Below are 16,148 nucleotides of genomic sequence, written 5' to 3'. Positions count from 1 at the left end.
TATCAGCATCTTGAAACGCAAAGACCAACTGGCCGCCATCGTCGACAAGCTCGACACAATCGCCAATGCGCTCAAGGCCTTGAGCCCGCAGGTCGACAGCGATGTCCCGGCGCTGGGCGCCGCCGATGCCTATCACTGGGACGCCGAAAGCAAGTCGCTGATGGCTGTGCCCAAGGTGAGCCGCGTGCCGCTGGCCATGCTCAAGGGCATCGACAGTGTGCAGGACATCCTGCTGCGCAATACCGAACAGTTCGCCCGCGGCCATGGCGCCAACAATGCGCTGCTGTGGGGCGCGCGCGGCATGGGCAAGAGCTCGCTGGTCAAGGCCATCCATGGCGATATCGCCGATCGCCGCGCCGAGGGCTTTGAGCGCCTGGTGCTGATCGAGATCGCCCGTGAAGACCTCGAATCCCTGCCCGTGTTGATGCGGCGCATCGCTGGGGAGCCGGCGCGCTTCATCGTCTTCTGCGACGACCTGAGCTTTGACAATGGCGAGACCAGCTACAAATCGCTCAAGACCATCCTCGACGGTGGCCTCGAGGGCCGGCCGGACAATGTGCTGTTCTACGCCACCTCCAACCGCCGCCATTTGATGCCGCGCGACATGATCGAGAACGAGCGCTCGACCGCGATCAATCCGGGCGAAGCGGTGGAGGAAAAAGTGTCGCTTTCGGACCGGTTCGGCCTGTGGCTGGGCTTCCACAATTGCGACCAGCCGACGTTCCTGACCATGGTGCGCAGCTATGCGGACCACTATGGCCTTGATCTCGATGACGAGACGCTGCGGGCCCGGGCCATCGAGTGGGCGGCAACGCGCGGCGCGCGTTCCGGCCGCGTCGCCATCCAGCTGGTGCGCACGCTGGCCGGCGAAATGGGCAAGACGGCCTGAGACGAGGCCCCGAAAAGCAAAACCCCCGCTTGCGCGGGGGCTTCACTTCGTAGTTTGCGGGGTGATCAGCTGGCCAGCAGCGGCACCGGATCAACCGGCGTCGCGCCCTTGCGCAGCTCGAAATGCAGTTGCGGCTTGGTGACCGAGCCGGTCTTGCCGACGGCGCCGATGGTGTCGCCGCGGTTGACGTTGCTGCCCTTGCTGACGCTCATGGCGCCAAGGTGGGCATAGGCCGAGACGAAGCCATTGGGGTGGCGGATCAGGACGAGGTTGCCATAGCCCTCGACGCCGGAGCCGACATAGATGACGGTGCCATTTTCGGCAGCCTTGACGGCGGAACCGTCATTGGCCTCGATATTGATGCCGGTGCCCTTGGACGAGGCGAAATCGACCAGGATGCGGCCGCTGACGGGCCAACGGAACTTGTCATTGCCCGACATGGCCGGCTCAGCCGAGGGAATGGACGCGACCTGGGTGACCTTGGCCGGTTCGGCCTGGACCGGAGCGGGCGTTGCCGCCGGCTTGGCACCAGCCTGCAGCGTATTGGGCGCAGCCTGGGGCAGCGTCTGCTTTGCCGGGGTCGGCGCGGTGGTGGCCGGCGCAGCCGAGGCGACCTGGGTGGTCGGGGCCTTGGTCGACAGCAGATCAGCGCGGCCGGGGATGATCACCTTCTGGCCGACGACGATCTTGTCGGGCGAGGAGAGATTGTTGGCCTGCACCAGTGCCTGGGTGGTGACCTCATAGCGGCGGGCGATGGTGTAGAGCGACTCGCCGCTGGCGATGGTGTGGGTAAAGGCGCCATTGGCCGCGGTGGGGGCGGCCGAAGCGAGGGTCGGGACCGAACTATTGGTCGGCAGGCTGCCAAGGGCAGCAGGTGACGGCATGGGAGCCGAAGCGACGGCGGACTGTGCTTGCATGGCTGGCAGGGACCCCTGGGGCGTGGAATTCAGAGCGGGAAGGCTTTGGGACTGCACGGTCGGTGTGGCCGTGGGCAGGGGCGCGAGCGGCTGATTGAAGGCCGTCTGCGCCGGCTGGTTCCATGCCGGCTGCACAGGGGCTGACTGACCCGCGAACCCGACACCACCAACATTGTTGGGCGGCAGGAAGCGGCCTTCAGCGACGCTGTTCTGGGGGGCACCCAGCGTGGCGGGCATTGCCTGATTATAGCTTTGAGGAGAGGACTGCGGCACGGAGCCGGTGGTGGTCTGATCGCGGAAGGCATTCCGACCCAAGCTGGAACATCCAGACAGGGCGACGGCGGCAACCATCAGACCGGCCATTGCAATGACACCCTTGGGCGTCCGACGCGATACGCGGATACTCATCAGCTTACTCGTACGCAGGTACTCAACACGAGTTTGAGACTAGGCGAGTAAGGTAAAGACGAGTTTAAAGTGCATGCGATTTGAGCAAAATCGACAGCAGGCGATTCCGGATTGGGTAAGGTTAAGGCGCGCGCGACGCTGCGCCGTTACCCCAGGCTCAGCGTGCCGTTGAGGCGGCGGGCCAGATCAAGGTCGGTCTGCTGCAGCATCAGCGGGGTGACCGTGACATAGCCGTCGCGGCGCATGACCTCGTAATCGGCCTCGGGATCGAGCGGCAGCGGCGTGTCGGGAATGGCGACGAAGAATTTTCCGGCATTGTCACTGGCATAGTAGCGAAAGGGCGAGCGCGAAAAGCGCTGCAGCGGCACCACCGCTATGCCCCTGGTGGTCGCGGCGTCACAAAAGGGGAAATTGATGTTGTAGTAGTGGTCCCTGCCCTGCGCGGCGGCGATCACCGCCCGCGCCGTGGCCGTGCCATGGGCAATGGCATTGGACCAGTCGACCTCGCGGCTAACCGAATAATCAATGCCCTGGCTCATGGCGATGCCAATGGCGCCCTGCATGGCGCCCTCGCGCGCGCCCGCCGCCGTGCCCGAGCAATTGACGATGTCGCCCAGGTTCTGTCCGGCATTGACCCCCGAGAGCACCACATCGGCGGGGCGATCACCCAAGAGATGGGTCATGCCAGCGACGACACAGTCGGCGGGCGAACCGCCGACCACGGCAAAGGTGCGCGCATCAAGCCGGTCTATGGTCAGTTCGTGGCCAAAGCTCAGGCGGTGGCCGGCGCCGGACTGATTGCCGTCCGGCGCAACGATCCACACGTCATCGCTCAGGGCCCGGGCGATATCGGCCATGATGGCGATGCCGGGCGCATCCACACCATCGTCATTGGTGATGAGGATGCGCAGGCCCATCACTTGCCGCCGATGGAGGTGAGGCCGCCCATATAGGGCTGCAGCACGTCGGGCACGGCAACGGAGCCATCTTCCTGCTGATAGTTTTCCAGCACGGCGATCAGGCAGCGGCCCACGGCGGTGCCGGAGCCATTGAGCGTGTGCACATAGCGCGGCGCCTGCTTTTCGCCGGCGGGGCGATAGCGGGCTTCCATGCGACGGGCCTGGAAATCGCCACAGACCGAGACCGAGGAAATCTCGCGATAGGTGTCCTGGCCCGGCAGCCAGACTTCCAGATCATAGGTGCGGCGGGCGCCAAAACCGATATCGCCGGTGCACAGGTTCATGACGCGATAGTGCAGGCCCAGCTTGCGCAGCACGGCCTCCGCGCAGTCCAGCATGCGCTCATGCTCGTCCAGCGACGTCTCGGGCGTGGTGATGGACACCATCTCGACCTTGTTGAACTGGTGCTGGCGCAGCATGCCGCGCGTATCGCGACCGGCCGAGCCGGCCTCGGAACGGAAGCACGGCGTGAGCGCGGTCATGCGCAGCGGCAGTTCCTCTTCGGACATGATCGCTTCGCGCACCATATTGGTGAGCGGCACCTCGGCGGTCGGAATCAGCGCCAGGCGCGAGTCGCCATGCGGGGTGAAGAACAGGTCTTCCTCGAACTTGGGCAACTGGTTGGTGCCGAACAGCGCGGCATCCTTGACCAGCAGCGGCGGCTGCACTTCGAGATAGCCGTGCTCGGTGGTGTGCAGATCGAGCATGAACTGCCCGAGGGCGCGTTCGAGCCGGGCCACCTGCCCCTTGAGCACGACAAAGCGGCTGCCCGAGAGCTTGGCGGCGGTCTCGAAATCCATCAGCTCGGCGGCGACGCCGACCTCGTAATGCTCCTTGGGCGCAAAGACGAAGCTGGGCTTTGGCGCACGCAGCTTGGCCGCGATCTCGGCCGAGCCATTGCGGCCGAAATACTCGACATTGCCGCTCTCGTCGGTGCCCACCGGCACATCATCGAGCACCAGATTGGGGATGGTCGAGAGCGCGGCATGCAGTTCGGCCTCGACGGCGCGTTCGTCGGCTTCGCCCTGGGGGATGAAATCCTTGAGGCGCGCGACTTCGCTCATCAGCTCGGCCGCGCGGGCCTCGTCCTTCTGGGCCTTGGCCTGGCCGATCTGCTTGGACAGGGCGTTGCGCTGTTCCTGGGCTTCGTTGAGGCGACCGATGATCTCGCGACGGCGATCGTCGATAGCCAGCAGGTCAGAGGAGCGAACGGAGACTCCCTTGCGCCGCGACACGGCGACGTCGAAAGCTTCGGCGTTGGCTCTGATCCACTTGATATCGAACATGGGTGTTACGGGCACCGCCCGCCTCTGGTTGGTGCAGGCTTGACGGGGCCTCGCGACGCGCCTGCAAGGCCGCGAGGGACAGCTTGCCCCGCGCCCTGGTCAGGCGGGGGCGATTATTCGGATGAGGAGCCGGTCAGTTCGGCTTCCTGGGCTGCCAGTGCTGCCGCCCGACGCCGCTCTACCATCCGCACGGAAATGATGGAGAGTTCGTAGAGCAGGTACATGGGCAGGGCAAGACCAAGCTGGGAGATCGGATCGGGCGGCGTGATGAACGCGGCAAAGATCAGGATGCCGACGATGGCATAGCGCCGGCCCTTCTTGAGCATGTCCACCCCGACCAGGTCGATCTGGGCCAGCAGCGTCAGCACGACGGGCAGTTGGAAGCAGATGCCGAAAGCCAGGATCAGCAGCATGGCCAGGCCAAGATATTCGCTGACGCTGGTGAGCATCTCGATATCTTCGGTCTGCATGCTGGCGAAGAAGTGCAGCGCCATGGGCAGCACGACGAGATAGACCAGCGCCGCACCGGCGACGAAGAACACGGGCGTCGCCACCAGATAGGGGATGAACGCCTTGCGCTCGTGCTTGTAGAGCCCGGGCGCGACGAACATGTAGATCTGGGTCGCCACCATGGGGAAGCCCAGGAACATGGCGCCAAACAGGGCCACGTTGAGATAGGTGAAGAACAGCTCCTGCGGCGCGGTGAAAATCAGGTTCGCGCCGGGCACAGCCGCCTTGTAGGGGATCAGCAGCCACTCGTAGATCGTGCTGGCAAAGATGAAGCAGAAGGCCATCAGCACCACGATGGTGACGGCCGAATAGATCAGCCGCTTGCGCAGCTCAACGAGATGCTCGAGCAGCGGGGCCTCGCTGCCGGCCAGCTCGTCCTCGACTGCGGCCGATTTGTTCTCGATCTGCTTGGTATCGGCCATGGTCTAGTGTTCTCCCGCCTTGTCGGCGCCGGCAGCAGCTGGCTTGGGCTTGGCCGGAGCGCGCTTGCGCGGTGCGGGTGTGGCGGCAGCCGCTTCAGCCTCAGGCTTGGCAGCGGCAGGCTTGCGGGCAGCCGGCTTGCGCTTTGCCGGTGCAGCGACCGGCTCGACTGGCAGCGGCGGCAGTTCGGTGGACACAACCGGGCTGGTCGGGGCTGCCTTGGCCTTGGCGGGCGCCTTGGCTTTGGTCGGGACCTTGGCGGCCTTGACCGGGGCCTCGGGGGCCAGCGTGGTCTTGGGTTCGGTCGGCGCAGGCGCCGGCGGCTTGAAGCCGGCGGCCTTGGCCACATCGTCGGCCTTGGCCGGCGGCGCGGGCGGCGTTGTCATCCCGGCCTTGGCCTTGATGTCGTCGACCACGCTTTCCACAGCGGGGTCGGTCGGCTTGAGCACACCGGTCGGCTTGGCGCCCGAAGGCGTCATGGTGTTGAATTCCTTGCGGATTTCTTCAGCCGTCTGCTTGAGCGGATTGGTGATGGAGTCCCTGAGGTTGCGCACTTCGCTCAACCCGGTCGACCGGTTGATCTCGCGCTGGAACTCGCTGCCCATGCGTCTGATCTGGCCAAAGATCTTGCCGACGCGGTTCATCACCACGGGCAGGTCCTTGGGGCCTATGACGATCAGCGCAACAACGCCGATCACCAGCATTTCACTCCAGCCCAAGCCGAGCATAGTCTTAGTTCCTCAAGTCAGCGGGGCGGCCAGGAAGGACGTGGTCAGACGTCTTTCTTTTCGGGCTCGCGGACGTCATTGCTGGTGGCGACCCGCTCAACCGGCTTGTCGTCGTCCTTCATGCCCTTCTGGAAGGCCTTGATGCCGGTGGCAACTTCACCCATCACGCCCGAGATCTTGCCGCGGCCAAACAGCAGGATCACAACGACGGCGACAACGAGAATGCCCCAAATTCCTGGCGCGTGCATTTTGGACTCCCTAGATTAATTCCGAACGCGTTACACGCGAAGATATAGGCCAGAAATAGGTTCAAACGCAGGGAAACACAAGAACGTGTTCCGTGTTCAGCGTGACGAATACATCCTGGCCGGCAACCACCGTCGGACTGGCCGGTTGGCGCACGCCAATTGGGGTATCAAGCCCTTCGACCTTGACCTCGCAGATGTCGATGCCGATGGCATCGCGCTTGCCGACGACGCGGCCAAGTGTCCCAGGCCCGGTGGCGCGCAGCCTCGCGCCGCCCGCCGGGCGGATGGCCACGGTGACCTTGTCGCCATCGGCAAAGCCGGGCGTGGGCACCGCGCCCAGCGGCGTCTGCGCATGACCATTGCGCACCACAGCGTCGAGTTCGCTGAGCGGAGAGAAGAAGCGCGCGGCATTGAGATCGATGGGATGGCTGTAGATTTCCGAGGCCGTGCCGATCTGGGCAATGCGCCCATGGCGCAGCAGGGCGACGCGGTCGCCGAGCACCATGGCCTCTTCGGGATCGTGGGTGACGATAAGGCTGGTCACATTGGTTTCGCGCAGCACGGCCAGGGTTTCCTCGCGCACGGTTTCGCGCAGGCGGGCATCGAGGCTGGAAAACGGTTCATCGAGCAGCAGCACGCCGGGCCGCGGGGCCACACTGCGCGCCAAGGCCAGGCGCTGCTGCTGGCCGCCCGAGAGCATATGGGGGAAGTCGCCTTCGCGGTCGCCCAGGCCCACGCGGCGCAGCGCGGCCCGGGCCTGGGCCAGAGCGGCGGTGCGGCCGAGGCGGCGCAGGCCGAACAGCACGTTCTGCAGCACGGTCAGATGCGGGAACAGCGCAAAATCCTGGAACATCAGGCCAATGCCGCGCCGGTCCGCCGGCAGGGTGAAGCCGGGGCGCGACACGGTCTCGCCATTGATGCGCACCGCACCGGCATGGATGGGCTGAATGCCGGCCGCGACGCGCAAGGCGGTGGACTTGCCCGAGCCGGATTCGCCGAGCAGGCAGACGATCTCGCCGGGGCGCAGGGTGAGGCTGAACTGGTCAAGCACCGCCCTGCCCCCGAGGCGGACATCAACGGCGTCAAAATCCAGTGTTGCCGCAAAGCTGACACCCGTGGTGCCACGGGTTCCCCAGCCGGCCAGTTCTTCGGTCATTGTGCGTCGTGGTCCTCGCCGTCGTCATCCCGATCGGGATCGCTATCCCGATCGTCGTCGTGATCATCGGGATCGAGTGGGTCTTCGTCTTCGCGCAAGGCGCCGCCAAAGGGAAGCGGTATCTGCATGGACGGCGGCAGCCGGCCCGACAGCAGGCCGGAGCCCTTGAGCTCTTCCAGCCCCGGCAGGTCGGACAGGGTTTCGAGCCCGAAGTGATCGAGAAAAGCTTCGGTGGTGCCGTAGGTTACCGGCCGTCCGGGCGTGCGGCGACGGCCGCGCATGCGGATCCACCCGGCTTCGAGCAGCAGATCGATGGTGCCCTTGCCTGTGGCAACTCCGCGCACCTCCTCGATCTCGGCCCGCGTGGTGGGCTGGTGATAGGCAATGATGGCCAGTGTTTCGAGCGCGGGCCGCGACAATGGCCGCGTCTCCTGCTCCTGCCGGCGCAGCAGGAAGCCCAGATCTTCGGCCGTGCGGAAGGCCCAGCGGTCGCCGCGCTGCACCAGGTTCACGCCGCGGCCGGCATAGCGCGCCTGCAACTGCACCAGCAGCCCGGCAACGTCAGCGCCTTCGCCGAGATAGGGCAGCATGGCCAGAGGCTCCAGCGGCTCGCTGGCGGCAAACAGCAGTGCCTCGAGCACGCGCAGATGGCGTTCGACGATTTCCTGGCGCTCGTCCGACCCGTCGGTCATTGCCCGTCCCCCTTGCGGCGGCGCACGAAGAGCGGGCCGAATGTCTCGGTCTGGCGCATGTCGATCTTGCCCAGGCGCACCAGCTCAAGGCTGGATGCAAAGGTGGAGGCGCGCACGGTGGCGCGCTCGGCCGGGGTGCTGAGATAGTGGGCGAGATAGGTGTCCATCGCCACCCATTCAAAGCTCTCGCCGATCAGCCGTTGGAGAATGTCGCGGGCGTCCTGCAAGGACCAGACGGTGCGCTGGATGGGGGAATATTCCGCCGTGACGCCGCGTTCGCGCTGGCTGGCATAGGCCTTGAGCAGATCATAGAGCGATGCCTCCCAGATGCTGGTCCGGGCAATCTGATAGGGCTCGGGCATGCCGCGGGCATAGACCTGGAAGCCGAGGCGCGGGCGGTTCATCAGCTGGCTCGCCACGCGACGCATGGCCTCGAGCCGCTTGAGCCGGAATTGCAGCATGGCGGCCAACATTTCGCCCGAGGGTTCATCGTCCGACGGCGCCTGGGGCACCATCAGGCGGCTTTTGAGATAGGCCAGCCAGGCGGCCATCACCAGATAATCGGCGGCCACCTCGATGCGCTTCTCGCGCACGGTTTCAATGAAGCTGAGATATTGCTCGGCCAGGGCCAGCACGGAAATGGCCGAGAGATCGACCTTCTGGCGGCGCGCCAGATCAAGCAGCAGGTCGAGCGGGCCTTCGTAGCCGTCGACGTCGACATATAAAATGTCCTCGTCGGCCGGCGGCGCGGGCGTCTCAAACCAGTCTGGCTGGGGCGTCGTCATGAGTGTGTGCGGCTTTGCAGGAGCATGGCGCATCCTTGGCTGCCGGCCCGGCGAGCGTCAAGCGGCGCGCGACCAGACCTGCCCTGACGAGAGCGAGGTGGCGGCCGGAGCCGCCAACCCGATTACATGATGAAGCAGTCGCCGCCGGCGGCTTTGACATTGGTGCAGATCATCGTCGCCTGATCGGCCGAGCTGGCCGGAACGCGGACGCGGTAGAAGATGCCTTTGGCGCCGAGATCAACGCGCTGCACTTCGAGATTGGCACCGCCGAACAGCGGACCGAAGCGCTTGACCATGGCATTGGCCGAATTGAGCGCATCCTGTTCGGTGCGCTGCGAGGACAGCTGCACATAGGCCGGCGCCGTATTGCCAGAGGACGCGGCGGTCTGATCGGTGGCCGCAGGCGCCGCAGCAGCGGCGGGCGCAGCTTCAGGCACTGCGGTGGCGGCCTGCTCAACCGGCGCCAGGGTCTGGGCGGCCGGGGCAAGGGTCTGGGCCGCCGCAGCCGACGGGGTCGGCAGGGTCAGCCCATTCGGGCGCTGCAGCGGGATCACGGCGGTCTTGCCGGCCAGGGGATTGCCCGCCAGGTCAACAGCCGGGACGGTTGATCCGGGGACCACCGGCGTTGCCGTGGTGACAGGCGCCGGGGTTTCGACCGGGGTCTCTACGGGCGTCTCGGCGCTTGCCAGAAGCTCTGTCGCGGCTTCGGTGGCGCCGGGCACGGCGGGCACATTGGGGCGATCAACCGGCAGAATGGAACTGCCGGCAACACCCTGGTCACTGCTGACGATGGTGCCGTCCGGACGCACGGTAACGGTGCGCACCTTGCGGTTGGCCAAGCCTTCCTCGCTCTGGGCGGGAATGGCGGCAGCGGTCTGCACGGCGTCGTCGGTCGTGGTCTGATCCCGCGAAACCAGCTGCTCATCGGCGCCGGGCGCGACGCCGTCGATCTCGTTGAACACCACAGACTGCTGCGGATCGGCGGACTGGACAGGCGCATCCTGCTTGGTGGGTGTGGTATCTGCGGTCAGCAGCGGCGCCGGACCGGCTTCGCGACCGCCCAGGCCCAGCACCCAATAGAGGCCCAGGCCGGCCACCAGCAGCAGGCCGATGGCGACCAGCGGGCCAGCGACAGCGCGCGTCAGACCCAGGCGGGAGCGGTGGCGCGGCGCAGTTTCGTCTGCAGCGGGCTCTGAGCGGGGCAACTCCGGTTCGTCCACCCAGCCCACCTGGGCGCCGGTGGCCTGCGCTGCGGCAAAAATCGCCTCGTCAGCGGCCGACATGGTGTGGCGCTTTTCGGGCTGCGGCGCAGATGTGCCCGCCAGGCTGCGCAGGGCGGGCGCCGGCGATGGGGCCGGCGGTGGCTGCAGACTGACCTCGGGGGCCTCGTCGAGCGGCGCCTTGGCGGCGGATGCCAGATCAACGCGCATGGCGCGGCCGATAAGGTTTTCGATCTCGTCGATCGGATCAAGACTGCCGCTGTCCACGGGCGCTGCGGCAGGCGCCGGTGGCGGCGCCATGATCGGCTCGACGGGCGCGGGCTTTGGTGCCGGCGCCGGAACCTCGGCAACAGGAATGGCAGAGCGCGGCGGCAGCTTGGGCGCACCGGGATGCGGCGTCACAACCGGCGCGGCCATGCGGGCCTGCGGCTCCTGGGCAGCGGCACTGGAGCCGAGGCCGAACACCGGCGGCACTTTGAACCGGTCATTGTCCAGCCGCGGCGCCATGCGGGGCTCCGGCTGGGGCGCGACATCGCGCTCCGGCAGATCATCGAAGGCCGGCGCGACAAACGTGGGCTCATTGCGCTGGGAGGGGGTATCGTCACGACGCCCCGCGAAGGACGGCGTCGGCGCATCGCTGGCAAGATCGGCTGCGATCAGATCGGCAATGCTGTCATGTTCATCGTCTGCTGCCGCAGCGGGCGCAAAGACGCTTGGCTCGGTAACGGGCGCTGTCACCCTTGGCGCGGGCGGCACCGGCGAGGCCGGGAACGCAGACTGGCTGGCCGGTGCGCTCTTGCCGCCGAGATCGAAATCGAAGTCGAAATTGAAGGTCTCAGGCTCGCTGGCCTGCGCCATGCGGCGTTCCATCTGCGGCTCGGGCCGAGCCGAGGTCTCTGCACTCACGGCCGGCGTAACAGGCGGCGCGGACCGAGCGACCGGCGCGGCTGGGCCGCGGTCGAGATCGAGGGACGGAATGGAGCGCAGAAAATCAATGGACGAGGGCGCAGGCGCACTCGGCTGGCTGGGCGGGTTGGCCGTGGGGACCGGTGCCACAGTGCGCGGCGCGGTGGCCGGCGCAGGGTCAAGCGCTGGCTGGCCCGGAATACGGACCGCGAATCCTGGATCAGTCGCTGCCGGAGCCTGGTTGCGACTGCCGCTGGCGTCTTGCGCCATGAGCCGGGAAAGCTCGTTGATCAGGTCCTCGGCTGAGTCGGATTGTCCGGCCATTGACTAGGGTCTCGCTCCCATTACGCGGTGCCTTTTGTTTGTCACACTTCGCTCATCAGGCAGTTACCGCGAGTCACCACGGTATTGCGCCCGAATTATGAAAGCTCCGTGGGAGCAGATACGCCCAAGATACCGAGGCCATTGACGATGACCTGTCGAACAGCGTCGACCAAGGCGAGTCGCGCTAGCGTCAGCTTTGGGTCCTGTTGGTTAACAAATCGTAACTGCGGGTCATCCTTGCCCTTGGCCCAGAAGCCGTGCAGCGCCGCGGCCAGTTCGTGGACATAGAAGGCGATGCGGTGTGGCTCGTGGGCAATGGCTGCCGCCGTGACCGTGCGCGGCCAGGCCGCCAGCACCCGCACCAGGTCCAGCTCGGCCGGGGTGATGATGCGTTCGATTTCGGCCGCTGCCAGGGACTTGGGGGACAAATCGAGCTCGGGCATGTCCTTGGCGGCGGTCTTGAAAATCGAATAGGCGCGGGCATGCGCATACTGCACATAGAACACCGGATTGTCCTTGGTCTGTTCCTTGACCAGGGCAAAATCGAAATCCATGGACGCGTCATTGCGGCGATACATCAGCATGAAGCGGGTCGCATCGGCGCCCACTTCGTCGACGACGTCGGCGAGGGTCACCAGATCGCCGGACCGCTTGCTCATCTTGAACGGCTCGCCATTCTTGAGCAGGCGCACCAGCTGGCAAATGCGCACGTCCATGTCGGCAGCATTGAGCGAGACGGCCTTGGTGGCTGCCTGCAGGCGCTTGACATAGCCCGAGTGGTCGGCGCCCAGCACATTGATCATGTGCTTGAAGCCGCGCAGGAATTTGTTGCGGTGATAGGCAATGTCGGCGGCAAAATAGGTGTAGGACCCGTCCGACTTGATCAGCGGGCGATCAATGTCGTCGCCATAGTCGGTGGCGCGGAACAGGGTCTGTTCGCGGTCTTCCCATTCATCGGGGGTCTTGCCCTTGGGCGCTTCCAGGCGCCCCTCATAGACCATGCCCTTCTCGCGCAGCCAGGCGAGCGTGAGGTCGATGTCGCCCCCCTGCCCGTGCAGCTGGCGCTCGGAGAAGAACACGTCGTGATGGATGCCAAGGCGGGCCAGGTCGGCCTTGATCAGCTCCAGCATGGCCTTGAGCACGCGATCCTTGGCCAAGGCGATGGCTTCGGCTTCGGGCTTGTCGAGCAGGGTCGTGCCGAACTCGGCCTTGAGGGCTTCGCCAACCGGGATCAGATAGTCGCCGGGATAGAGCCCGGACGGAATCTCGATGCTCTCGCCCAGCGCTTCGCGATAGCGCAGCAGGGTGGAGCGGGCCAGCGTGTCGATCTGGCTGCCGGCGTCGTTGATGTAATATTCGCGCGTCACGTCGAAGCCGGAAAAGGCCATCAGCGCGGCCAGCGTGTCACCGAACACGGCGCCACGGGTGTGGCCGACGTGCATGGGGCCGGTGGGATTGGCCGAGACATATTCGATATTGACTGGCTCACCGCCGCCCAGGCTGCTGCGCCCGTAGTCGGCGCCCTGCTCGGCAATGGCGCGCAGCACCTGGTGCCAGATGGGGGCGTCGAGGCGGAAATTGACAAAGCCCGGCCCGGCGATCTCGACGCTGGTGACGTCGGCGTCATGCTTGAAATGCTCAACCAGCGCGGCGGCAATGTCGCGCGGGCTCTTGCCGAGCGGCTTGGCCACGATCATGGCGGCATTGGTGCTGAGATCGCCATGGGCAGCATCGCGCGGCGGCTCGACCACGATGCGGGCCAGCAGATCGGGCCCGACTTCGGGATAGAGAACCTGCATCGCATTGGCGACGCGCGCGGAGAACAGTGCAAAAACGTCCATGATAGACCTGACTAATGAAGTGCGCCGGGGTTAACCGAATTCCGGTCTAGCGTCAAACAAACGGGCATATTCGTCCATGGCATAGGGGTCGGTCATGCCGGCGATGAAGTCGGCGACGATCCGCGCCAGGGCCGCGTCCGACGCGGCGGCCTGTGCCATGGCGGCCCAGCGGCCCGGCAGGTCGCGACTGGTCATGTAGTGCTCAAACAGCCGGCTGACCAGCGCCTCGCTGTGGCGCACCCAGACCATCACCGATTCATGGCGATAGACGCGGGTGAACAGGAAGCTCTTGAGCCCTTTTTCGGCCGCCGCGATATCGGGCGAGAATTGCACCAGCGTCCGCCCGGCCTGCCGCACATCCTCGGCGGTGATCACGCCGGCGTCCGCGATATTGGCCGCCGTGGTGGTGATCACATCCTCGATGCTGCGGGTAATCAGACGCCGCTGCACCTCATGGGCCTGGCGCTTGGGCGCAATGTCGGGATAGCGGGCGAGCACTTCGGCGACGATGGGGCTGGCCAGTGGCACATCGCGGAGATCGGTGAGGGTAATCAGCCCGGCGCGGAGCGCATCGTCGATGTCATGGGCATTATAGGCAATGTCATCGGCAATGGCCGCGGTCTGGGCTTCAAGCGATGCATGGCTGTCGAGCCGCAGATCGGCCGCAGCCGGGATATCGAAGAGGCCGCTGGGCAGGCCTTCCTCGATATAGCGGCCATAGGGGCGGCCATCGGGATAGACCAGCGGCCCATTGTGCTTGAGGATGCCTTCGAGCGTCTCCCAGGTCAGGTTCAGCCCATCGTGCTCGGCGTAGCGGTTCTCCAGCCGGGTGACGACGCGCATGGCCTGGATATTGTGGTCAAAGCCACCATAGGCGGCCATGACGCGATGCAGCGCGCGTTCGCCAGCGTGACCAAAGGGGGTGTGGCCCAAATCATGCGACAGGGCGACCGCTTCGGCCAAGTCCTCATCGAGCCGCAGCGCCCGGGCCATGGAGCGCGCCATCTGGCTGACTTCGAGCGTATGGGTCAGGCGATTGCGGAAGTGATTGCCGTCGTGGCGGAAGAACACCTGCGTCTTGTGCTGCAGGCGCCGGAAGGCGGTGGAATGGATGATGCGGTCCCGGTCGCGCTGATAGGGGCTGCGGGTCGGGCTGGGTCCGGTGTCCTGCACGCGCCCCAGCGAGGCTTCAGGTTTGCTGGCATAGGAAGCGGTTTCGCACATCGGTGATGACAAGGCCCTTTTCAATTCCAGAGGGAGTTCCTATTTTATCCAGACCGTTATGACATAACGAAATCGCGTCTTCACATCAGGCCTGGATAGCAAATGACCGATATTGCCCTGGCGCCCACCCCTGCCCCCACCAGCACCGTGGTGCTGACCGACCGCGCCGCCAAGCGCGTTTCGCGCATTCTGTCCAAGGAAGCTGAGGGCACGGTGCTGCGTATCTCGGTAGCCGGCGGCGGCTGTTCCGGCTTTCAGTATGAGTACAATCTCGTACAGGAAAAGCCGGCCAGCGACGATATAGTGCTGCAAAAGGGCGATGCGACCGTGCTGATCGATGCGATGAGTCTGGAATTCATGGGCGGCTCGGAAATCGACTTTGTCGACGATCTGATCGGCCAGGCCTTCCAGATCCGCAATCCCAATGCGGTGGCCTCCTGCGGCTGCGGCACCAGCTTCGCCGTCTGAACTACCATACTAGACTTTTGAGCTGATGCCGTGCCCTATGCTGCCCGTGAATCGGAGGCACAGCATGAGTTTAAGCAGCAGCATCGACCAGATCACCGCAACAGCCATGGCCGAAGGCCGAATCGTCGGCGGCGCCGTGCAGGTGTCGCTGGGCGGTGAGCCGGTCTATCGCAAGAGCTTTGGCCTCGCCGACCGCGAAGCCGGCACGCCCACGGCGCTCGACACCATCTATCGTCTTGCCTCGGTGACCAAGCCCATGGTGTCGCTGACGGCGCTGGCGCTGTGCGATGCTGGCAAGCTGTCGCTGGACGATGCCGTGGCCGACCACCTGCCCTATTTCACGCCGAAATATCAGGGCCAGACGCCGACCATCACCATCCGCCACCTGCTGACCCATACGGCTGGCCTGGGCTACAATTATGGTGGTACGGGCGTTGCCGCGGGCCTGCGCGACGAAACCATTGATTTCGAGACCAATTTCACCCGTCTGGCTGGGCTGGAGCTGCATTTTGCGCCCGGCACGGCCTGGGAATATTCGGTGGCCATCGACGTGCTGGGCGCGGTGATCGCCAATGTCTATGGGAACACGCTCGAAGCCGCCGTGCACCACTATGTCACCGGCCCCCTGGGCATGGCTGACACGGCCTTTCACGTCACCGACGCCGGGCGCCTTTCGGTCAACTATGGCAATACGCCCGCCGGGCCCGAGCGCATGGGCGACAGCTATACGCAGCGCGACGAGCAGGGCAATGAGCTGATCTATTCGCCCTCGCGCGCCTTTAACCTCATGACCTTCCAATCCGGCGGCGCCGGCATGGTGGGCACGCCCGATGACCTCTTCACCTTTTTTGAGGAAGTCCGCCGCGGCGCGCCCAAGCTGCTCAAGCCCGAAACCTTCCGCCTGGCGGCCAGCCCGCAGACCGGCGCAGTCGATCGCGTGCCGGGCTGCAAGTTCAGCCTGTTCTCCGACATCATCGTTGATCCCAAGCTGGCCAATACGCCCGAGAGCCCCGGCACGCTGGGCTGGGGCGGCGTCTATGGCCATTCCTGGTTCGTCGACCGCACGCGCGACCTGACTGTCTTGATGATGAGCAATACGGCGCCAGCCGGGGTCAATGGCCCCTATGTCGACGCCATCCGCGACGCTGTTTACGCCTCGCTTTAGGA

The 16,148-nt window shown here is 65.4% G+C and carries 15 protein-coding genes; 3 read left to right on the top strand and 12 right to left on the bottom strand.

Going from position 1 to position 16,148, the window contains the following annotated elements:
- Positions 1–10 precede the first annotated feature (10 nt).
- Positions 11–889, top strand: a complete 879-nt coding sequence (locus tag E8M79_RS09950; protein ID WP_137151754.1) for an ATP-binding protein — start codon at positions 11–13, stop codon at positions 887–889.
- Between the two features lie 65 nt (positions 890–954).
- Here the strand turns inward: E8M79_RS09950 and E8M79_RS09945 are convergent, their stop codons facing one another.
- From E8M79_RS09945 to E8M79_RS09890, 12 genes are all read right to left on the bottom strand, one after another.
- Positions 955–1,806 (bottom strand): M23 family metallopeptidase, encoded by an 852-nt coding sequence (locus E8M79_RS09945; protein ID WP_171015813.1) that lies wholly within the window; start codon positions 1,804–1,806, stop codon positions 955–957.
- Between the two features lie 554 nt (positions 1,807–2,360).
- Positions 2,361–3,131: a 5'/3'-nucleotidase SurE gene (gene surE / locus E8M79_RS09940; protein WP_137151752.1), complete on the bottom strand. Its 771-nt coding sequence runs from the start codon at positions 3,129–3,131 to the stop codon at positions 2,361–2,363.
- Positions 3,131–4,459 carry a serine--tRNA ligase gene (serS, locus tag E8M79_RS09935; protein ID WP_137151751.1) on the bottom strand — a complete coding sequence of 443 codons (1,329 nt, stop codon included), beginning with the start codon at positions 4,457–4,459 and terminating at the stop codon, positions 3,131–3,133. The genes surE and serS overlap by 1 nt, the downstream gene beginning before the upstream one ends.
- A 113-nt stretch (positions 4,460–4,572) precedes the next feature.
- Positions 4,573–5,391 carry a twin-arginine translocase subunit TatC gene (gene tatC, locus E8M79_RS09930; RefSeq protein WP_137151750.1) on the bottom strand — a complete coding sequence of 273 codons (819 nt, stop codon included), beginning with the start codon at positions 5,389–5,391 and terminating at the stop codon, positions 4,573–4,575.
- A 3-nt stretch (positions 5,392–5,394) separates the two neighbouring features.
- The gene (tatB, locus tag E8M79_RS09925; protein ID WP_137151749.1) at positions 5,395–6,117 is read right to left on the bottom strand and encodes a Sec-independent protein translocase protein TatB; all 723 of its coding nucleotides are present in this window, start codon (positions 6,115–6,117) and stop codon (positions 5,395–5,397) included.
- Between the two features lie 44 nt (positions 6,118–6,161).
- Positions 6,162–6,365 carry a twin-arginine translocase TatA/TatE family subunit gene (gene tatA / locus E8M79_RS09920; protein WP_137151748.1) on the bottom strand — a complete coding sequence of 68 codons (204 nt, stop codon included), beginning with the start codon at positions 6,363–6,365 and terminating at the stop codon, positions 6,162–6,164.
- A 61-nt stretch (positions 6,366–6,426) separates the two neighbouring features.
- Complete coding sequence (locus tag E8M79_RS09915; RefSeq protein ID WP_137151747.1) at positions 6,427–7,521, bottom strand: ABC transporter ATP-binding protein; 1,095 nt, start codon at positions 7,519–7,521, stop codon at positions 6,427–6,429.
- A complete protein-coding gene (gene scpB, locus E8M79_RS09910; protein ID WP_137151746.1) occupies positions 7,518–8,213 on the bottom strand; it encodes an SMC-Scp complex subunit ScpB in 696 nt (231 codons plus the stop codon). The genes E8M79_RS09915 and scpB overlap by 4 nt, the downstream gene beginning before the upstream one ends.
- Complete coding sequence (locus tag E8M79_RS09905) at positions 8,210–8,998, bottom strand: ScpA family protein (RefSeq protein WP_137151745.1); 789 nt, start codon at positions 8,996–8,998, stop codon at positions 8,210–8,212. Before E8M79_RS09905 ends, scpB begins: the two co-directional genes overlap by 4 nt.
- Positions 8,999–9,120: 122 nt before the next feature.
- Positions 9,121–11,124: an SPOR domain-containing protein gene (locus tag E8M79_RS09900; RefSeq protein WP_137151744.1), complete on the bottom strand. Its 2,004-nt coding sequence runs from the start codon at positions 11,122–11,124 to the stop codon at positions 9,121–9,123.
- 419 nt (positions 11,125–11,543) lie between these two features.
- Positions 11,544–13,289 carry an arginine--tRNA ligase gene (gene argS, locus E8M79_RS09895; protein ID WP_137151743.1) on the bottom strand — a complete coding sequence of 582 codons (1,746 nt, stop codon included), beginning with the start codon at positions 13,287–13,289 and terminating at the stop codon, positions 11,544–11,546.
- Between the two features lie 30 nt (positions 13,290–13,319).
- Positions 13,320–14,513 carry a deoxyguanosinetriphosphate triphosphohydrolase gene (locus E8M79_RS09890; RefSeq protein WP_137151742.1) on the bottom strand — a complete coding sequence of 398 codons (1,194 nt, stop codon included), beginning with the start codon at positions 14,511–14,513 and terminating at the stop codon, positions 13,320–13,322.
- Positions 14,514–14,615: 102 nt separating this feature from the next.
- On the opposite strand from E8M79_RS09890, the gene E8M79_RS09885 reads away from it, so the two are divergent.
- Both E8M79_RS09885 and E8M79_RS09880 read left to right on the top strand, forming a co-directional pair.
- Positions 14,616–14,981, top strand: a complete 366-nt coding sequence (locus E8M79_RS09885) for an iron-sulfur cluster assembly accessory protein (RefSeq protein ID WP_137151741.1) — start codon at positions 14,616–14,618, stop codon at positions 14,979–14,981.
- 64 nt (positions 14,982–15,045) lie between these two features.
- A complete protein-coding gene (locus tag E8M79_RS09880; RefSeq protein WP_171015812.1) occupies positions 15,046–16,146 on the top strand; it encodes a serine hydrolase domain-containing protein in 1,101 nt (366 codons plus the stop codon).
- Positions 16,147–16,148: the final 2 nt, after the last annotated feature.

Origin of the sequence: Devosia sp. FKR38, assembly GCF_005222805.1 — a bacterium.
Taxonomy (GTDB): domain Bacteria; phylum Pseudomonadota; class Alphaproteobacteria; order Rhizobiales; family Devosiaceae; genus Devosia.
The sequence above is the reverse complement of the archived record's forward strand: the minus strand, read 5'-3'. Positions and strand labels throughout refer to the sequence as shown.

Excerpts from the sequence above, each read along its gene's own strand:
- E8M79_RS09945 (WP_171015813.1), bottom strand. The coding sequence starts at position 1,806 with ATGCAAGCACAGTCCGCCGTCGCTTCGGCTCCCATGCCGTCACCTGCT.
- surE (WP_137151752.1), bottom strand. The coding sequence starts at position 3,131 with ATGGGCCTGCGCATCCTCATCACCAATGACGATGGTGTGGATGCGCCC.
- serS (WP_137151751.1), bottom strand. The coding sequence starts at position 4,459 with ATGTTCGATATCAAGTGGATCAGAGCCAACGCCGAAGCTTTCGACGTC.
- tatC (WP_137151750.1), bottom strand. The coding sequence starts at position 5,391 with ATGGCCGATACCAAGCAGATCGAGAACAAATCGGCCGCAGTCGAGGAC.
- tatB (WP_137151749.1), bottom strand. The coding sequence starts at position 6,117 with ATGCTCGGCTTGGGCTGGAGTGAAATGCTGGTGATCGGCGTTGTTGCG.
- tatA (WP_137151748.1), bottom strand. The coding sequence starts at position 6,365 with ATGCACGCGCCAGGAATTTGGGGCATTCTCGTTGTCGCCGTCGTTGTG.
- E8M79_RS09915 (WP_137151747.1), bottom strand. The coding sequence starts at position 7,521 with ATGACCGAAGAACTGGCCGGCTGGGGAACCCGTGGCACCACGGGTGTC.
- scpB (WP_137151746.1), bottom strand. The coding sequence starts at position 8,213 with ATGACCGACGGGTCGGACGAGCGCCAGGAAATCGTCGAACGCCATCTG.
- E8M79_RS09905 (WP_137151745.1), bottom strand. The coding sequence starts at position 8,998 with ATGACGACGCCCCAGCCAGACTGGTTTGAGACGCCCGCGCCGCCGGCC.
- argS (WP_137151743.1), bottom strand. The coding sequence starts at position 13,289 with ATGGACGTTTTTGCACTGTTCTCCGCGCGCGTCGCCAATGCGATGCAG.
- E8M79_RS09890 (WP_137151742.1), bottom strand. The coding sequence starts at position 14,513 with ATGTGCGAAACCGCTTCCTATGCCAGCAAACCTGAAGCCTCGCTGGGG.
- E8M79_RS09885 (WP_137151741.1), top strand. The coding sequence starts at position 14,616 with ATGACCGATATTGCCCTGGCGCCCACCCCTGCCCCCACCAGCACCGTG.
- E8M79_RS09880 (WP_171015812.1), top strand. The coding sequence starts at position 15,046 with ATGAGTTTAAGCAGCAGCATCGACCAGATCACCGCAACAGCCATGGCC.